Here is a 17,829-nt window from a genome sequence, read left to right as displayed (position 1 = left end):
TAACTTAGGCATGACATTCGCGTCGCAAGCCGAAGGGGCCGACAACTCGGCGCTGCGGGAAATGCGATGTGCGGACGACGAATGGTTCGTCGTGAGTGCGGTGAGGGGAAAAGCGGTGCGGCAAGACGTCCTGGGGGGCCAGGCGAAGGGATCCGGGGGACCGGAGTTCGACGGAGGACAGCAGGGCACGGGGATTCCACGCGAATGTGTGGTTGGCGAAATCTCGCTCACCCACCATGAGGGTGACCTTTCCGTTCTCGAATTCCCGGGCGGTTGGGTGGACCTCTACTTCCTGAACCGTGCGCTGATCAGCAATCCGGCCGACGGGCGGGCGATGGAATGTTCCGGGGCGCTGCTGCTGGTGCCCGGTGGGGAAGGCCTGGAGAGCCCTTTCCGGGGCCCAGGGGATGTGGACAGGATCCGGCTGACGCGCAGCACGGCCGAAACGTTCGCTCCGCGCGCCCTCACGGGCCTTCAGTTCTTCCCCACCCTCACCCGTCTGGACCAGGCGACACACAGCTTCATCCGCGCGATGATGGCGCATCCGGAGGACCATCGGCGCTCGTCGATCGAGGATTACGCGTCGGAGCAGATCGTCCTGGAACTCGCGGGCAGCACGCTGCTGGAGCACTGCGGATCCTCCTGGGCGCCGGGTTCGGCCTCTTCGGCGCTCCGGGATGAGGCCATGGCGGTCATCGCTCAGCGGTGCGCGGACAAGCACTTGAAGCCGGAGGCGGTGGCGAAAGCCGTGCAGTCCTCACTGCGCAGGGTTCAGGCCGCTTTCGCGGAAGTGGGCAATTCGATCGCGGCGGAGATCCGACGGCAGCGGGGCCGGCTGGCCAGGAATCTGCTGACGGATTCACGCTACGACGTGCTGAGCGTTCAGCAGATCGCCGAACAGACCGGCTTCGGCACGACGGCGGCCCTCCGCCGCGCGCTCGATGAACTGTATGGCTGCGGACCGCGGGAATTACGGGAAGGCCGCGCTCCTCTGGAGTGAATAAATCCTCTTTTATAAGTGGGAGATCACTTCCGGAAAGAGGAGTCTTCCGACTTCGGGGGCGGGTTTTTTCCTGGACTCCCGGTTCGGCCGACGTCAAAGACCTTCGCGAATGCCGCCATAAAGCACGTTTCGCGCACAACTTGTGTCGTTAAGCGCCAACTTTCCCGGAATGGTCTCCTGCCCGCTCCCGCCGTGGTTAGGCTCTCAATCACTAGGGGGGAACCGGCACTCGCAAGGTTCCGCAGCCCACAGACTTTTTGTCGTGAAACGAAACATTGAGGAACCATGAGCGCAGATATTAAGCTTTCCAACTCCACCAGCCGCCGCGCCGTCGTGAAGGGCGCTGCCTGGTCCGTGCCCGTCATCGCCGCCGCCGTCGCCGCACCGGCGGCCAGCGCCTCCACCTCCGAGCTCGGCGCCCTCGCCCTGAACGGCTCCTGTGGCGTCCTCGGCCTCATCGGCCCGGGCTTCACCCTGACCGCTTCGCCGACCGCCCCGATCCCGGCCGGCACCGTCATCACGATCGCCGGTTCCGGCGTGGCCAACATCGGCGTCTTCAGCGTCACCGGCGGCCTGGCTTCGGTCGCCGTGCTGAGCGGCACCGGCCGTCAGATCACCCTGACCGCTCCGCTCGCGGCGGGCACCACCCTGAACCTGCGCACCACGCTCTCGATCAGCGTCGCCTTCAGCCTGAACGCGTCCGTGACCCTTCCCAGCGGCTACACCGCCACCGGTGGCAAGCTCTCCGGCAACGTCAACTCGACGCTGGTTCTCTGCAGCGCCAACTGATCACCGACCCGGGATACGGCAGGACGGCGGAATAGTCCGCCGTCCTGAATCCCGCGTCACGGGGAGCCCCGAGAAACGCGTCAGCACTTCTGCTGGCGCGTTTCGCGCTTCCCGGGGAGTGGATTAGGGTGATCGAAGGTCACCGACAATGTCTTATGGCGTGACTTTTGGTTGAAAAAAATCATTGCTGGGGGGAAATTGCAGTCCGACGACATTCTGGTGAATGCCTTGGGCGGAGTGGTCCGGGTGCGACTGGACTATTCCGGCCAGCCTCTGGACGAAGCGCGCCTGCGGGCCCTTCAGGACCCGTGGGCCGATGCTCAGCCCCTGCACCGTGACCTGGAGGCGCCCGGCGTCGACGTCTTCGAGCTGAGCTGGCCGTTCCCAGACGAAGCGGACCTGGTGCGCTCGGTCGCAGATCTGTCCACACATGCCACGCTTGCCGCGATCGAAGGACGCCGCGGGCAGCTGCTCATGCTCCACGCCGCCGGCATCGCCGACGAGAAGGGGCGGGTGCTGGCCTTCATCGGCCCGTCCGGCCGGGGGAAGACGACGCTCGCCAGGACCCTCGGGCAGCAGTTCTCCTACGTCACGGACGAGACCGTGGGCATCGAACCCGACGGCTCGGTGCATTCCTACCGGAAGCCGCTGTCCATCATCCGGCCCGGCGAGGACCACAAGGAGCAGGTGGCGCCTTCCCTCCTCGGACTCAGGGAACTGCCCGACGCCGAGCTCAGGCTGGGCGGCCTGGTGCTGGTGTCCCGCGTCCCGGATCTCCAGGGCCGCCCGGAGATCGCGCAGCTGGAACTCTGCGAAGCACTCGCCGCGATCGTTCCGGAAGTCAGCTATCTCGCCGATCTCGACCAGCCTCTTCAGATGATCGCCCGGTTGGTGGACCGCTGCGGGGCCATCCGCCAGGTCACCTATCGTGAGGCGAGCGACGTGCCACCACTGGTTCCTGAACTCCTCACCGGTGCGGAGCCGGAATCCTGGGAGGCCGTCCTGCCGGTCCCGGACGCGGCCGGCGCCCACAGCGCGCTGAACGAGGAACGTTATGTACCTGCACCGGTCCTGGATGCGATCGAGTCGGCGGGGCAGACGGCCATCATCGACACCAGCCGTGTGGTGCACATCCTCGACGGCGTAGGACCGGTCATCTGGCGATCACTCTGCGCGGGGCGGGACTTCGACGGCGTGGCCCACGATGTCGAAGCCGTCTTCGGGGGGCCGCCCGAGCGGAGTCTGGACGCCGCCGTCAGCGGAGTGCTCCGGGCGCTGGCCGATGCCGGGCTCCTGCAGCGATATCCCGACCGCGTCGCATGAGCGCCGGAGCAGCGGGCGACGACCAGCCCGAGTCCCTGCCGACGACCCCGGGCGGCCGCGAAGGTGACGCGCCGCAGGCGGGCGGTGAGCGCCGTCGTCGGCCCCTTCTGAAGTCCCTGTGGTTCCAGGTGCTCGCCGCGGTGGTCCTGGTGGCACTCGTGCAGGGATTCCTCGTCAAGGTGTACCAGGTCCCGTCGGGATCCATGGAGAACACCCTCAATGTGGGGGACCGCCTGCTCGTCAACCGTGTCGCTTATGCGGGATCGACGCCTCAGCGGGGTGATGTCGTGGTCTTCCGGAAGCCGGCCTCCTGGGGCCCGCAGACCGAGCACGGCGCCCTGCGCACGGCCGTCGGATGGTTCGGCGATCTGACCGGCATCGGCCCAGGGAACACGGATTACCTGGTCAAACGCGTGGTCGGCGTGCCGGGGGACACCGTCGCGTGCTGTGACGCCCAGGGCAAGGTGACCGTGAACGGCAAGGCGATCGACGAACCGTACCTCTACCAGGACCTGCCCTGGACAGCCGGGACCTCTGCCTGCACGAGCGCCGCCTGGACCGCACGGTGCTTCCGGCCGGTCACCCTCGGCGCCGACGAGTACCTCATGCTCGGCGACCACCGCTCCAATTCCGCGGACTCCGTGATCTCCTGCCGCAGCGCCGCGGCCACCCCGGGGTGCGCCAGGACGGTTTCCCGCGAGGAGATCATCGGCAGGGTGGACTGGTTCCTGTTCCCGTTCTCGAAGATCGGACGCCGGCCCTGATCGCGGTTCCGGCGGCTCGGTGAGCCGCCGGAACGCCTGTCAGCGTGCCGTGCCCTGCCGCGCGTGAAGGTACGGGGCGAGTTTCTCGCCCAGTGGCTGGGCGAGCTTGGTGCTGAACGTCGCGGTCAGGTGGTGGCCGTCCCGGTACACCAGGTTGTCGCCGATGATGGGGTCGCAGCGGTCGGCTGAGCAGAGGTAGTCGCTCAGGTCGATGAAACCACTGCCGTGAGCCGCGGCGGCCGCCTTCTCCGCGTTCTGGACCTGCGGGGTGAAGGCCGCGGAACGGGCCTTCCCGCAGGCGCTCGCGGCCGTGATCTTCGCCGAGAGGCAGACAGGCGTGCTGACCTTGAGATCAGGGGTGTCCGCCAGGACGACGGTGGTCGCCCGGATGCTGTCCAGGGTCTTGCGCAGACCCTTCTCCCAGCTTTCGCCGTCCAGTAGCCGGGGCAGTGACGCCGCGTAGTTGGACAGCACGACGAGGGCGACGGGTTCGGAGTTGAGTCTCTCGATCACCTTCTGCTTCCATTCCGCGCAGCTGGTGTACGGAACCCCGTTGAGGGAGACGCCGGCGAGCACCGAGGGGCACGAACTCTTCGTGCGGCTCTCGAGGGAGTAGCCGTGGCCGGCCGCGAACGCTTTCAGGGCCGGGAACCAGTGCGCCGCGTGGGAATCGCCGAACAGGACGATCCGAGGAAGCTTGGGGTCGCCGTAGACGCAGCTCTTCAGGTCACTCTCGGTGAACGTGGCGTGGCACCCGTCGTCGTAGATCTCCGCCTGATCAGTGGAGGCCTCGCTCAGCGACGGCTTCAGATTGGACGGGACGAATCCCGTGAAGGCCGGCGCCGCCGAGATCGAGGCCGTCTGCGCGGCGGCATCGGCGTGGAGGGGAACCGAGCGGACGTACAGGAACGATCCGGTCGCGATCAGCGCCACGATGACCGGCGCGACGGCGGCCGCCAGCAGGGAGCGGCGCGGACGGGCGTTCTTCAGCCACCGGCCATCCCGTGCCGGCGCTTCGACGAACCGGTAGAGCAGCCAGGCCAGCGGAACGCAGAGGAGCGCGATCCCCAGCCGGAGCGGGGCGGACAGGTGGGCCTGGAAGACCGCTGCGTTGATGAGCAGGAACAACGGCCAGTGGACCAGGTACAGGGAATAGGAGATGAGCCCGATGAACTGGAACGGCCGGAGGGACAGGATCGTCGCCGGCCCGAAGCGGGAGTCGTTCACCCCCGCCAGGATCACCGCCGCCGTCGACAGCACGGGAAGGGCTGCGGCGACGCCGGGGAACGAGGTGCTGGAGTCGAAGAGGAACAGCGACGCGAGGATACCGGCCACACCGATCCAGCCGAGGACCGGGCCGGCCTTGATGAGATCCGGCCGGTACGCCGCGACGAACGCGGCCAGGCCGCCCGCCCCGAGTTCCCAGGCGCGGGTCGGCAGCGAGAAGAACGCCCACGGCTGCGAGTGGTACGTGAGAACGGCTCCGGCGATGAAGGATGCGACCGTCAGCGCCGTGACGAGGAGGAAGAGGCGTCGGACCCGGGACCGCATCGCCAGGAAGCCCAGGCCCAGGAGGACCGGCCACACCAGATAGAACTGTTCCTCCACGCCCAGGGACCAGTAGTGCTGGAACAGGGAGGGGGACTGCTCGGACAGATAGTCGGTCCCCTCCACCGCGAACAGGTAGTTCGGGACATAGAGCGCGCTCGCGACCGCCCCTTTCCACACTTCGCGGATCAGCATGGGCGGATACCAGATCACCGCCCCGAGCGTGGACAGCGCGACGACGACGAGCGACGCCGGCAGAATGCGCCGGACCCGGCGGGCGTAGAAGCCGGCGAAGTCCACGCGCCCCCGAGCGCGCAGCTGACTCAGCAAATGAGAGGTGATCAGAAATCCAGAGATCACGAAGAATATGTCAACGCCGACATATCCGCCGGTGATGAAGGGCATGTTCGCGTGATAAAGGAGAACCGACGCGACGGCGATCGCACGGAGGCCCTGGATATCTCCCCTGAATCGGGTGGTGCGGTGAGAGGTCACAGGATATGACTGTACAGGCTGATGAATGACATTACGCCGGCCGGAGTTCACCTTCTGAAGTCAACTTCCGGCATTCCGGCGTCGCACTGTGAATCGGGCCCCTGAAAGACGGGTGCGTCCGGTACGATTACCGGGGGGTTCAGGTGAAATCGAGCCAGCGCAGGCCTGGCCCCGGGAGTGCTCTGAACAGCACTCTTTCCCGGCTGGCTGGATTCGACCTTCAAAAGGCTGATGGGCCGGAAATAAATGCATGAACACTCGCAGTAAGAGCGGCAGGGGACTTCTTCAACTGCTGACCGGCACCGTCGGGGCCCAGTTACTCACCTTTGCGGCTCTGCCATTGATTTCGCGCCTCTACTCTCCGGAGAGCTTCGGCCAGTATTCTCTCGTCCTCTCTCTTGCGGCGATCGCCACGCCTCTGGCGACGCTCCGGCTGGAATCGGCCACCCTTCTCCCGCAGGACTCCTCACACGTCCGCTCGATCACGGGAGTCGCCCTCGGCGCGATTCTGGTGATCGGCGTCGTGTATTCGGGGGCCGTCTTCGCTCTGAGCTCATTCGGCGTCTCCGGCCTCAACGTGTCCTTCGGTCTGGCCGTCTGGATCTTCATCTTCACGGTCCTCATGGCCGTGTTCGAGCTGCTGACCCGGCTCACGCTCAGGAAGAAGCTGTACAGCACCGTCGCGACGCGCACGTTTCTGCGGTCGGCCGCCACGGTGGCCCCGCAGCTCGGGCTGAGCGTCGGCCCGGCGCAAGCGGTTCCCGGGCTCCTCATCGGCGCGTTGATCGGGCATCTGGCGGGGCTCGGGGTGATGGTGAAGAGCACCAAGGAGTTCCTCTGCCGGCCCCGGCTCCACGACGTGCGGACCGTCTGGCGCCGGTACTGGCGCTTCCCGGTGGTGTTCGCCCCGTCCGCCCTGCTGAACGCCTTCGGGCTCCAGCTTCCCCTCGTCTTCTTCATCGCCCACTTCGGGATCGGTCCCGGAGGCCAGGTCGGCATGGCGGACAAGCTCATCTCGGTGCCCGTCACCCTGGTGGCGGCGACGATCGGCCAGGTCTTCGCGGGTGAGGCCGCCGACCGGATCCGGTCCGGCGGAGCGGGCCTCAACCGACTCTTCCTGCGCTTCAGCGCGCTGCTCGCGGCCGGGGGCCTGGTGGTCGGCGTCGCGGCGGCGACCCTCGCCGAGAGCGTGCTGCCGTGGATCCTCGGCTCGCAGTGGACCACTGCCGGCATGGTGGTGCAGACGCTCGCCCTCAATGCGGCCATCCGGCTCGTCGCGAGCCCACTCAGTCAGATCCTCATCCTCCTGGAGAAGTCACTCCTCAACACGATCCTCGACGTGACCCGGGCGGTCCTGATGGTGATCTCCTTCTCGCTGGTCACCGCACTCTCACTGTCGCTCACGCAGGCGACGTTCCTGGTCTACACGGCCATGGCGGTGACGTACTTCGTCACCTGGGTCTGCTGCGCCGTGCTCGCTCACAAGGCAGACCCTGGAAAGGGGAAACGTGTTCAGCTCTCGCAGTAGTCGGCGTCGTCAGCGGAAGATCGCTTTCGTCCTCCTGCAGGAAGGACGGCTCGGAGGCCTTGAGCGACGGCTCATGCGACTGGCCGCTCATCTGCTCTGCCGGGGGGTGCCCCTGACCGTCTTCACCTCGAAAGCAGCGTTCGCGACCATCCAGGACGCGGGCATCCGCATCGACTCCGGTCACGTCGTGTTCGTGGATTCCGCCTTGGCGGCGCGCGTTCTGGGGCCCCGGGGAGCCCTTCGTCTGGGCCTTCTGGGCAGAGTGTTCCCGAGCCTCCTGAGCGGCCGGTACCGCCACGTGCACCTCGTGCATGATCCCGGCAACCTGAGCACCTTGTTCGCCCGGCTGTCTTCGCTCATCCCGCCGTTCTCTCTGACCGTCGCCGACTCACGGCACAGCTACGGCGACGAGCACCTGCCTCCGCTGGTCAAGGCGGCCGCCGTCGACTGCCTTTCCGAGGACATCGCCGACCACGTGCGCCGACACCTCCCGCAACCGGGTGGTCCAGCGCGGTCCGAGCAACTGGTCAAGGTCGCGCCCTGCAGTTTCGCCGACTACCCGGCTGTCGTTCCGCCGTATGAGTCGCGCGGCATCGACGTGGTGTTCGCGGCGAGGTTCACCACCGGAAAGGGACTGGACCTTCTGGAGCGGATGGAGCCGCTCCCGACGGGGATCGGCCTGCATGTGCTCGGCCAGCCGGCGTCGGGACCCGACGGGTTCACGCCGACCGTCGACGGCGCCGAGGTGTACTTCGCGCCGAACCTCCCCTCCGTCCTGGGACGTGCGCGCGTGTTCCTGAGCCTTCAGGACGAGGAGAACTACCCGTCGCAGTCGCTCCTGGAAGCGATGTCGGTGGGCTGCGCCGTCGTGGCCACCGACGTCGGCCTGACGCGCAAGCTCGTCGACGAGACCACCGGCCTGCTGATTCCGAGGTCCCCGGAGGCGCTGCGGGAAGCGATCCTGCGGTTGACGGACGATCCCGCCTGGGCGGAGTCCCTGGGGGCGGCCGGCGCCGTCAAGGTGAGGGAGGAGCACACCATCGATCGCTTCGCCGACTACTTCGTCGACGAGGTCCTGACAGGGTCCTGACGCTCGGGGCCTGAGGCTCCGACTCGGTGGGCTGCCAGCCGGCGTCCTACCGCCGTCTGCCGCGGACGAGGCCCGCGACGAGCCGCCTCAGGCGGCGCAGACGGACGAGCACCAGGTGTTCGCTCTCGCTGTCCACGCCCGCTTCGTACTCGATCAGGGACTCGCGCGGCGGCCACAGCAGCCGGCGTCCCAGGATGAACCGGTCCCGCCAGGAAGCGCCGCGCAGCAGCATCAGATAGCCGCCGAGCCGGGTCGGCTGCAGGCGCCAGTTCCAGTTCGCCGGAAGCGCGGTCTCGTCGCCGAGCACGGCCGAAGGATAGGCGCGGAGCAGCGGCGTCCGCAGGACGCTCGTTGCGCCGAGCCGCCCGGCCGCCGCGACGACGTCGGGACCTCCCAGCGTCAGGATCTCTTCGACCTGGTCGAAGCGGGATTTCTCGTCGTCGACCCCCAGCGTGGGACGCGCGGTGTGCACGGCATGGATCACCGCGTTGTCCGTGCGGTTCGGCACGGAGATGGGCACTCCGGCGGCCACCAGGGTCGTCGCGCCGGATGTCAGCGCTCCGAATACGGAGCTTCCCGTCTCGGTCAGGCCGGGGAAACTCCGGTGGAGGTCGAGCTCGCAGCCCCATTCGTCCGGTTTGAGAGTTACCGAGTGATGGACGTCGGTGCCGTGCCAGATGTCCAGGAAGATCCGCCAGCCCCATTCCTGGAGACTGGCCACCAGACGGTCGACGTCGGACGGGTCGACCCAGACGTCCACGTCGCCGGAATGCGCCCGATCGCGGAGACCCTGCTGGTGGAGGACCGGCCCCTTGATGAACACCACGCCGATCCGCTCATCACGGGCGACACTCGCGACGAGCGCATAGACCAGCTCGTGCAGGGGCGACACGAGCCAGGGCGGGCTCAGCTCACGGATCCGCGCGGCGTGGTCAATGTCCGCGGAGGCGATCCCGGCCTCTGCGTACTCCCGCACGAGGTCGCGCTGCGCCTGGTCGAGGTCGTCGTCGTCGACCGGCCCGTCGACGAGGAGGCGCCACAGCGCGGCATTCTCACCCGCCAGACCGATCGGCTCGGAGGGGATGCACGGGAGGACCATCACTTCGATCCCGGAGTGATTGTCCTCCCAGTCCCGGAGGTCGAGCGCGCCGTAGGCGGTCGCCACCCAGGTGCTCATGGACGCACCGTCTCAGCGCCCACGGCGGACCGTGGCGCGGCCGGGACCGGACAGCTCCGCATCCGGCGCGGCGTCGTCCGGCGTGTTGTCGGTGGCGCTCTCCTCAAGATCGTTCCCCAGGGCGGCTGTCGGAGCGGGCTTGGTGAAGTACAGGTGACTGCCCACGCCGATGATCGCGTACAGGATCATGTACAGCGGGTTGTAGAACGACGGTCCTGCGACGGAGTCGAACAGGATGAAGAGCATCCAGCCGAACCCGGTCACGCCGACACAACGGGCCAGGGCGCGGGTCTCCGTCTTGGCGGACAGCTTGTAGAACATCCGGATGATCGACAGGACCAGCCCGATGAACGCGAACAGCCCGAGCCAGCCGGTCTCGCCGATCACGGCCGGCCAGAAGGTGTCCACCAGGAAGTTCGAGGAACCGCGCTCCAGCGGTGTCAGGCCCCAGATGTGGTCGAAGCCACGGGAGACGTATTCGGGGCTGTAGCGCAGCGCCGCCACCCAGCTGGCGTACCGGCCGAAGCCGGCGCCGAAAGGCATGGCGAGATTGGCGACGTCGACCGCTCCGAGCGAGAGGACCGTCCGCGCGGCGGACGCCTGCCCGGTCTCCGAGAGGTACTCCCGGGAGATGCTGCCGAAGATCGAGCTGAAGAAGTCACCGGAGACGAGGATGCCGACGGGCACGGCCAGGACGGTGACGAGGACGGCGGTCGCGCGGGTGGACGTGCGAGCGAGAAGGCCCGCCCACGCCATGACGGCCGCGGCCCAGAGCCTGCGGCGCATGCCCAGCAGCCCGCCGACGGCCGTGGTGAACGCGAGGAACGCGCTCGCACGCGACTTGCGCACGGTGCGGCGATAGCTCAGCGCTGCGACGGAGATCAGGCCGAGGACCGTGGCGTAGATGCCCGGGTGGACGAACGGCCCGATCAGGGAGGGGATGCCGAACCGGTAGTCGAGGTTTCCACTCGGCGAGAAGACCTGGGCCCAGGGGCCGGGGGCGACGAGGTTGATGGCGCCGGTGACGATGAGCGCCGTGCCGATCAGGAAGAAGTACTTCGCGGAGCGCTGGATGTCGCGCGGGGTCCAGTCGAGCTGCGCGACGGCGAACGCGAACACCAGGCCTTTGAGCGCCGAACCGGCGCCGAGGGCGAAGACATCCGCCGGGGTGGCATTGAGAGCGTTTCCGATGCCACCGGCGAGAACGAACAGCACGATCCAGCCCATGCCGGGAATGCGCACCAGACGTCTTTTCGACATGAGGCGCCCGAGCGGGAAGATGAGAGCGGCCAGCGCGGTGACCACTTCATCGGTGTACGTGATCCACTCGACTTTGAACAGCCACTGAATGCTGTCTTCGAGCATGATGAACCAGACGGCCGCGAAGACGAAGGATTTCGGGAATTTGATCGTCAGGAAAACGCCCAGGAGTGCGGCTGCGATCACGCCGAGTAAAGTCGTTGCTTCCATCAGCGGCTCGTCGCTCCGCATCTCTCGTCAAGGGAGCGCCCAGGCATCACCATGTCAGTCGTCTCCATTCACGGTTTTCCAGAGATGATCAAGAGCGCGGCCCGATGAACGATCCTCGACGGCCCGGGCGATCGTCGTGCGATCGCAGGACAGAACCGCTTCCGCTGCTTTCGCGATGTCTGCTGGATTGCGCCCCTGAATGATTCTACCGATATCGTCCGTCAGCACTTGATCCGGATCCGCTTCGGACGTGGCGACCACGGGAATTCCGCTGGCAAGGCCTTCGTACATGACAATCGGTGATCCCTCGAAATGGGATGTCATGAGGAGGACATCCGAATTCCGCATGAGTGTCCCCACTTCGGAGCGGGGCTGTGCGCCGACCAGCCGGATGTGGTCTTTCAGGCCCAGTTCTTCGATTCTCGCGTCAACGTCAGGACGGAGAGTCCCGTCCCCGACCATGATCGCTTTCCATTCCGGGCCGGCCTCGGATGCGCGGCGGGCCAATTCGGAAAAGACCTCGACGGCGAGGACCGGATCCTTCGGGGATTCGAACCGGCCCACCCAGACCGCTGTGGGGGTTTCCGACGCCCGATCATCCGCAGGACGTGGGTAATACAGCGACTCGTTGAACCAGGTGCGGACCCGTCGGGCGGGATAACCGAGCGATTGATACAGCTCCGCCGAGGCACGGTTGAACACCAGGGTGAGGTCCGCTGCGGCGAGCACCCGCCTTTCCAGGAACCGGTAGAGGCCGGGAGCTCGTTTCCAGAAGCTGTCGCCGTGTGCGGCGATCGCTGATTCCGTGTTCGTGTGCACGAAGTAGACATGCCGCCGGGCCGGGAAGAGGCGGGTGATGAGCGATGGTTCCAGGCGGTGGGTGTGGATGGAGCTGCGCCGGGTGGAGGTACGGAGCATGACGAGCAGGATCGGGAGGAGAAGCCGGATCGAGTGGGGGATCCGCCGTCGCTGGTTTCCCGGGTCCACCCGGGACAGCGGGACGAAGTCGACCGGCACGCCGAACCCGTCCACCGAGGTGCGGCGGAGGAGCGGCCTGGTCTGACTGACCCCCAGAAGGAGGATCCGTTCCCCGGCAGGCGCGTGCAGGAGCATGTCCCTGATGCAGGTGTCGATCCCACCGGGCACCGGATTCTCCGGGTCGAACTGGTGGACGATGATGGCGGTGTAGGGCCCAGTGGCGTTGACGCGGGTCACGAGCCGCCTTTCAGGCTTTCCGACGAAGGGGTGCCTGACGGCGTGCTGTCCGGGACCGTGCTGCTCGACGACGGCGCGCCCGCCTCGGAGCCCGAGCGCAGCGTCCGGCGGGTAATCCGCAGGAACCGCGGCCCCTTGATCAGATACCGCGGAGCGAGTCGGCGGAACTCCTGCGCGAGACGCCACGTCCACTCGAGTCCGATCCGCTGCACCGGCCGTGGGGCCCGTTTCTTGTGCCCTGCGGCGAAATCGACGGCCGCTCCGGCGCCGATGTAGACGGCCGCCGGCAGCTCGGGCCGCCAGTGCAGGAACCAGGATTCCTGTTTGGGCGCGCCCAGGCACAGGAACACGATGTCAGGGTTCAGTTCGTTGAGCGCGTCGACGATCTCCCGTCCGGCAGGATCCCCGGGGGTGCCCAGCATCGGTGCGGGGATTCCCACGATCGTGGTCCGGGGGTGCTCGGCGCGCAGGTTGCGGACTGCGGCCTCGAGCACGTCGTCGGCGCCGCCCACGATGGCGACCGTCCACGCCCTGATGGCGCCTTCCCGGCACGTCGTCGTGATCAGATCGGCGCCCGTGATGCGGTGCAGATTCCTGGCCCCGAGCTTCCGGAGGAGCCAGAGGAGCGGCGCGCCGTCGACGGTCCGCAGCGACGCCGCGTGATACGCGTCCACGAGCGGGCTCCCGCCCTCCAGGTCGATGATGTGATCGACGTTCGCCGTCACGGCGAGATGAGGCACGTCGTCCTTCGCGTGGACGTCCAGGGTGTCGAGGAAGCTCGACATGTCCCCGGTGAAGACTGGTTTGCCGAAGATCTGGGCTTCGCCTCGATGAACGGACAGCAGGGGGGACGGGTGGGCGTGGGCTGTCCGCGGTGCTGCGGGCGGTCCGGCGGTGACATCCTTGCCGGCTGTTTCAGGGCTCATGAGCGAAGACCTTTGAGTTCTTTCGGAGGGGAACGGAGGTGGATGCGGGGCCGGACGTGAGGACCGGATGACGGAATTAGTAGGCTCCGTCTTTCCCCACCACGGCCCGGGCGGTTTTCGCGAGAATGAGCAGGTCCTGAGCCAAGGACCAGTTCTCCACGTAGTACAGGTCGAGCCGGATCGATTCCTCCCAGGAAAGATCGCTGCGGCCGCTCACCTGCCAGAGGCCGGTGATGCCGGGCTTCACCAGAAGGCGGCGGTGGGCGAAATTGTCGTACAGGGCCACTTCGCGGGACAGCGGGGGCCGGGGGCCCACGAGACTCATGGTTCCGTTGAGGACGTTGAAGAGCTGGGGAAGCTCGTCCAGCGAGAAGCGGCGGATCCACGAGCCCACGCGGGTGACCCGCGGGTCCTTCTTCATCTTGAAGAGCACGCCGTTGCCTTCGCTCTGCTCCTGGAGGTTGACCAGCAGTGCCTCGGCATCCGTGCGCATGGACCGGAACTTGATCATCTTGAAGAGCTCGCCGCGCTTGCCGACCCTCTCCTGGAAGAACAACGCCGGGCCTGGGCTGTCCAGCCTGACCAGAAGGGCGACGATCGCCATGGGGATCGCGAGGATCAGGAGCAGCAGAGACGCCGTCAGGAGGTCGAAGACCCGCTTGGCGATGGCCTTCATGCCCTCGAGCTTCGGCGTGGTCACGTGGATGAGCGGCAGTCCGGCCACCGGCTGCATGTGAATCCTGGGGCCGGAGATGTCCGTCAGGGCCGGCGCCATGATCATGCCCACCTCGCGTGCGGAGAGCGCCCAGCCCAGGTGCCGCAGGAAGGTCGGATCCAGTTCGCCACCGCTGGAGATGGCCACGGTGTCGGCGCCGGAGCGGTCGATCGCGTCCAGGACCAGATCGACGGACGGGGCGGCGTTGATGACCGACAGCTCGCCGCGCACGCTCCCGGTGTCGGTCAGAACGGCGGCGACAGGCTTGTACCCGGAGACGATGTGCTGCTCCAGCTTGCTGTTCAGGTGCTCCACACTGGACGACGCCCCGATGAGGAGCACCCGGTGAAGATTCAGGCCTTCGCGGCGGGTCTTCTGGAGCGCCTTGCGCTGGAACCAGCGCGAGATGACCAGGAAGATCACTCCCAGCGGGAGCGCGACGGCGACATAGCCGCGGGCAGTCTGCAGCTGGAAGACGTAGGAGAACACCGCGACGGCACCGAAGAGCCAGAGCGAAGTCGCCGTGACGCGGCGGTATTCCTCAATGCCCGTGCCGATGAATTTCGTGTCCCGCGAGCCCGTGTATTCCAGGGCCACCCACCACGCGACGATCAGCAGCAGGGAAACCGTCACGTAGGAGTAATCGGTGGTCTGACCCCGGAGCGAAGCCTCGTCATTCGAACCGAAACGGATCGTGTAGGCGCCGCTCACGGCGAGCACGATGCAGAGAAGGTCCAGAAGACGCATGCGCGTGGCATGCGAACGCAGCCATGCGGAGGAATTCAGAGGACGGAGATGAGTGGTGGTGACGGAGGCGGCCATCGCGGAGCCCGTCACTTCCGCAGAACGACCGGACCGGCAGGAGTCGGCGGAAAATACACCGACCTGTCCGTCAAAAGACGAATATTCATGTTTTAAGCCCCCACAGCTTCCCCCTGCGTGCCTCACGGCAGACCAATAATATGACGTATCAGAAGTGCGAGAGTTCGTAACCGGACACGTCGGGTTCAATCCTAAATCCAGACAACTTAGGGTACAAATTGTTTCCGCTGGTGTCGAGGATTCCTGCGCAAATTGAGTGGTTAACCGTTTCGTGCAGTCCTCAGACCACCTCCGAGCGTGGTTTACCGGTGCGACGGCGACTGTCAGACAAGCCGCCTAAACTGGAGGGACCATGGACATGCTCTTCGATCCCTATGCCAGCACGCCCGCACCACCTGCCTCTCGTGGAGAGAGCGCGGCAGGAGGGCGGCCGAACGGTGCTCCGGGGGGCGGCCCGGCCTCGCAGGATCGTGAAGGCTTCCGCGCGCCCTCGGCCGAGTCGCTGACCGAAGGCCTCAACCCGCAGCAGCACGCCGCCGTCGTGCATTCCGGCAGTCCGCTGCTGATCGTGGCGGGCGCCGGCTCCGGCAAGACGAGGGTCCTGACCCACCGCATCGCGTACCTGCTGGCCACCGGGCGGGCGCATCACGGCGAGATCCTGGCGATCACCTTCACCAACAAGGCCGCCGCCGAGATGCGGGAACGCATCGAGAACCTGATCGGGCCCCGGGCCAAGAGCATGTGGATCTCCACCTTCCATTCCTCCTGTGTGCGCATCCTGCGCCGGGAGGCCGCGAATGTGGGTCTGAACTCGAATTTCTCCATTTATGACTCCGCGGATTCGCTGCGTCTCATCACCTTGGTGGCCAAAAATCTCGACCTCGATCCCAAACGGTTCGCCCCGAAGGCGATCGCCCACAAGATCTCCGCGCTCAAGAATGAGCTGATCGACGCGGAGGAATTCTCTTCCACGGCCAGTGAGAACAATCCGATGGACCGGGCCGTCGCGGACGTTTATCTGGGCTACACCCAGCGTCTGCGGCAGGCCAACGCGATGGATTTCGATGATCTGATCGCTCAGGTCGTGTACATGTTCCGGGCGTTCCCCGCGCTCGCCGAGTCGTACAGGAGGCGCTTCCGTCACGTCCTCGTCGACGAGTACCAGGACACCAACCACGCGCAGTACGCCCTCGTGAAGGAGATCGTGGGCGTCGGCGACGGCGGGCCCGTGCCGCCCAGCGAGCTCACCGTGGTGGGTGACTCGGATCAGTCGATCTACGCCTTCCGCGGTGCGGACATCCGCAACATCGTGGAGTTCGAGAAGGACTACCCGGACGCCGAGGTCATCAAGCTGGAGCAGAACTACCGCTCCACTCAGAACATCCTCTCCGCCGCCAACGCCGTGATCTCCCGCAATCCGGACCGCCAGGAGAAGCGTCTCTGGACCGCGTCCGGGGACGGCCCCAAGATCATCGGCTACGTCGGCGAGAACGAGCACGAGGAAGCGGCGTTCATCGCCCGCGAGATCGACCGGCTGCAGGACGCCGAGGGGCTCCGGCCCGGCGACGTGGCGGTCTTCTACCGGACCAACGCGCAGTCGCGCTCCCTCGAGGACGTCCTGGTCCGCATGGGCCTGCCCTACAAGGTGGTCGGCGGCACGCGTTTCTATGAGCGCAAGGAGATCAAGGACGCGCTCGCCTACCTGCGCGTGCTGGTGAACCCCGACGACGACGTCAATCTCCGCCGCGTGCTCAACGAACCGAAGCGCGGGATCGGCGACCGTGCGGAGGCGGCCGTGGCATCCCTCGCCGAGAGGGAGCGCATCTCCTTCATGGCCGCGGCGCGCAGGGCTGACGAGGCGCCCGCGATGGCGACGCGATCGGTCAACGCGGTGCTGGGCTTCGTGAAGCTCATGGACGATCTGGCCGAAGTCGCGTCGGGGTCCGGCGCCGTGGCCGCGCTGGAAGCCGTGCTGGAGCAGACGGGATACCTCGCGGCGCTCCGGCTGAGCACGGATCCCCAGGACGAGTCCCGCGTCGAGAACCTCGCGGAACTCGTGGCCGTGATCCGGGAGTTCCAGAACGAGAACCCGGAGGGCACGCTCGGCGATTTCCTGGAGCAGGTGTCCCTGGTGGCCGATGCGGATCAGATCCCGGACACTCCAGGCGACGTCGATGAAGCCGTCGCGGAGGCCCGGCGGCTGGGCGTCGTCACTCTCATGACCTTGCACACCGCCAAGGGTCTGGAGTTCCCGGTGGTGTTTCTGACGGGCATGGAGCACGGCATCTTCCCGCACGCCCGCTCCGCGACGGATCCCAAGGAACTGGCCGAGGAACGCCGCCTGGCGTACGTCGGACTCACCCGTGCCCGCCAGCGGCTCTACGTGACCCGGTCGGAGGTGCGCAGCCTCTGGGGCCAGAGTCAGTACAACCCGGCGAGCCAGTTCCTCGACGAGATCCCCGGCGAGCTGATCCAGTGGGAACGCGAGGGCACCGCACGGCCCGTGAACCCCGGCTGGGCGAACGACGGCATCGGCAGCAGCCGCTACGGTGGTTCGTTCTGGGGTGCGGGGACCTCACGGAATTCCCGCGGCGCGGCGGCCAGCAGCACGGCGGGCTTCGACGCCGACGTCCCGGCCTCCGTGGTGCGGGGCCGGGTGCAGCCGCAGAAGGAGGTCATCAGCGTCTCGCCCGGGGACCGGGTGAACCACAACGCCTTCGGTGAGGGCGTCGTGCTGAGCGTCGAAGGCGTCGGTGATAAGAGCGTGGCCAAGGTGCGATTCCCGGTGGGGGAGAAGCGCCTCCTGCTCCGGTACGCGCCGGTGACGAAGGTGGACGGCTGAGGCTCGTTTCGGGGCCTCAACTGGGCCTTCGCAAGGTCGCTCGGAGCACATAACAAAACCGGTGCGAGTTCTACAAATCATAGAAATGTGGCCTTGGTCACGAAACCGGTAGTCTGGGAGCG

14 protein-coding genes are annotated in these 17,829 nt (G+C 66.7%); 8 read left to right on the top strand and 6 right to left on the bottom strand.

The genetic code is table 11. The features are described from left to right. Positions 1 to 208 precede the first annotated feature (208 nt). From AB6732_RS11320 to lepB, 4 genes are all read left to right on the top strand, one after another. The gene (locus tag AB6732_RS11320; protein ID WP_370960047.1) at positions 209 to 1,000 is read left to right on the top strand and encodes a helix-turn-helix domain-containing protein; all 792 of its coding nucleotides are present in this window, start codon (positions 209 to 211) and stop codon (positions 998 to 1,000) included. Positions 1,001 to 1,288: 288 nt separating this feature from the next. Beyond that, positions 1,289 to 1,792 carry a hypothetical protein gene (locus AB6732_RS11315; protein ID WP_370960046.1) on the top strand — a complete coding sequence of 168 codons (504 nt, stop codon included), beginning with the start codon at positions 1,289 to 1,291 and terminating at the stop codon, positions 1,790 to 1,792. Positions 1,793 to 1,990: 198 nt separating this feature from the next. Then, positions 1,991 to 3,115: a hypothetical protein gene (locus tag AB6732_RS11310; protein ID WP_370960045.1), complete on the top strand. Its 1,125-nt coding sequence runs from the start codon at positions 1,991 to 1,993 to the stop codon at positions 3,113 to 3,115. Continuing rightward, positions 3,112 to 3,879, top strand: a complete 768-nt coding sequence (gene lepB / locus AB6732_RS11305; protein WP_370960044.1) for a signal peptidase I — start codon at positions 3,112 to 3,114, stop codon at positions 3,877 to 3,879. Before AB6732_RS11310 ends, lepB begins: the two co-directional genes overlap by 4 nt. 39 nt (positions 3,880 to 3,918) lie before the next feature. Here lepB and AB6732_RS11300 read toward each other — a convergent pair whose 3' ends face one another. Next, entirely contained in the window at positions 3,919 to 5,922 is a 2,004-nt protein-coding gene (locus AB6732_RS11300) for an acyltransferase family protein (RefSeq protein ID WP_370960043.1), read from the bottom strand. 250 nt (positions 5,923 to 6,172) lie between these two features. Here AB6732_RS11300 and AB6732_RS11295 point away from each other — a divergent pair, with 250 nt between their 5' ends. Together AB6732_RS11295 and AB6732_RS11290 are read left to right on the top strand one after the other, a co-directional pair. After that, complete coding sequence (locus tag AB6732_RS11295; protein WP_370960042.1) at positions 6,173 to 7,450, top strand: lipopolysaccharide biosynthesis protein; 1,278 nt, start codon at positions 6,173 to 6,175, stop codon at positions 7,448 to 7,450. Next, positions 7,431 to 8,540 carry a glycosyltransferase family 4 protein gene (locus tag AB6732_RS11290; RefSeq protein ID WP_370960041.1) on the top strand — a complete coding sequence of 370 codons (1,110 nt, stop codon included), beginning with the start codon at positions 7,431 to 7,433 and terminating at the stop codon, positions 8,538 to 8,540. The genes AB6732_RS11295 and AB6732_RS11290 overlap by 20 nt, the downstream gene beginning before the upstream one ends. Before the next feature lie 46 nt (positions 8,541 to 8,586). Here the strand turns inward: AB6732_RS11290 and AB6732_RS11285 are convergent, their stop codons facing one another. Genes AB6732_RS11285 through AB6732_RS11275 form a run of 3 tightly spaced genes read right to left on the bottom strand, consistent with a single transcriptional unit; the run spans position 8,587 to position 12,105 of the window. Then, on the bottom strand, positions 8,587 to 9,717 hold the full coding sequence (locus tag AB6732_RS11285; RefSeq protein ID WP_370960040.1) for a nucleotidyltransferase family protein: 1,131 nt from the start codon (positions 9,715 to 9,717) through the stop codon (positions 8,587 to 8,589). 12 nt (positions 9,718 to 9,729) lie between these two features. After that, positions 9,730 to 11,187, bottom strand: coding sequence for a hypothetical protein (locus AB6732_RS11280; protein WP_370960039.1), 1,458 nt, complete (start codon positions 11,185 to 11,187; stop codon positions 9,730 to 9,732). A gap of 54 nt (positions 11,188 to 11,241) precedes the next feature. Further along, positions 11,242 to 12,105, bottom strand: coding sequence for a glycosyltransferase family 4 protein (locus AB6732_RS11275; RefSeq protein ID WP_370960038.1), 864 nt, complete (start codon positions 12,103 to 12,105; stop codon positions 11,242 to 11,244). Between AB6732_RS11275 and AB6732_RS11270 the strand changes: the two genes are divergently transcribed. Then, positions 12,104 to 12,250: a hypothetical protein gene (locus AB6732_RS11270; RefSeq protein WP_370960037.1), complete on the top strand. Its 147-nt coding sequence runs from the start codon at positions 12,104 to 12,106 to the stop codon at positions 12,248 to 12,250. The two genes, AB6732_RS11275 and AB6732_RS11270, sit on opposite strands and share 2 nt — an antisense overlap. 148 nt (positions 12,251 to 12,398) lie before the next feature. Here AB6732_RS11270 and AB6732_RS11265 read toward each other — a convergent pair whose 3' ends face one another. Together AB6732_RS11265 and AB6732_RS11260 are read right to left on the bottom strand one after the other, a co-directional pair. After that, entirely contained in the window at positions 12,399 to 13,328 is a 930-nt protein-coding gene (locus AB6732_RS11265) for a WecB/TagA/CpsF family glycosyltransferase (RefSeq protein WP_370960036.1), read from the bottom strand. 76 nt (positions 13,329 to 13,404) lie between these two features. Continuing rightward, positions 13,405 to 14,790 carry a sugar transferase gene (locus AB6732_RS11260; protein WP_370960035.1) on the bottom strand — a complete coding sequence of 462 codons (1,386 nt, stop codon included), beginning with the start codon at positions 14,788 to 14,790 and terminating at the stop codon, positions 13,405 to 13,407. Between the two features lie 427 nt (positions 14,791 to 15,217). Between AB6732_RS11260 and pcrA the strand changes: the two genes are divergently transcribed. After that, the gene (gene pcrA / locus AB6732_RS11255) at positions 15,218 to 17,707 is read left to right on the top strand and encodes a DNA helicase PcrA (RefSeq protein WP_370960034.1); all 2,490 of its coding nucleotides are present in this window, start codon (positions 15,218 to 15,220) and stop codon (positions 17,705 to 17,707) included. Positions 17,708 to 17,829: the final 122 nt, after the last annotated feature.

Origin of the sequence: Arthrobacter sp. RCC_34 (genome assembly GCF_041360795.1) — a bacterium.
GTDB lineage: Bacteria > Actinomycetota > Actinomycetes > Actinomycetales > Micrococcaceae > Arthrobacter_E.
The sequence above is the reverse complement of the archived record's forward strand: the minus strand, read 5'-3'. Positions and strand labels throughout refer to the sequence as shown.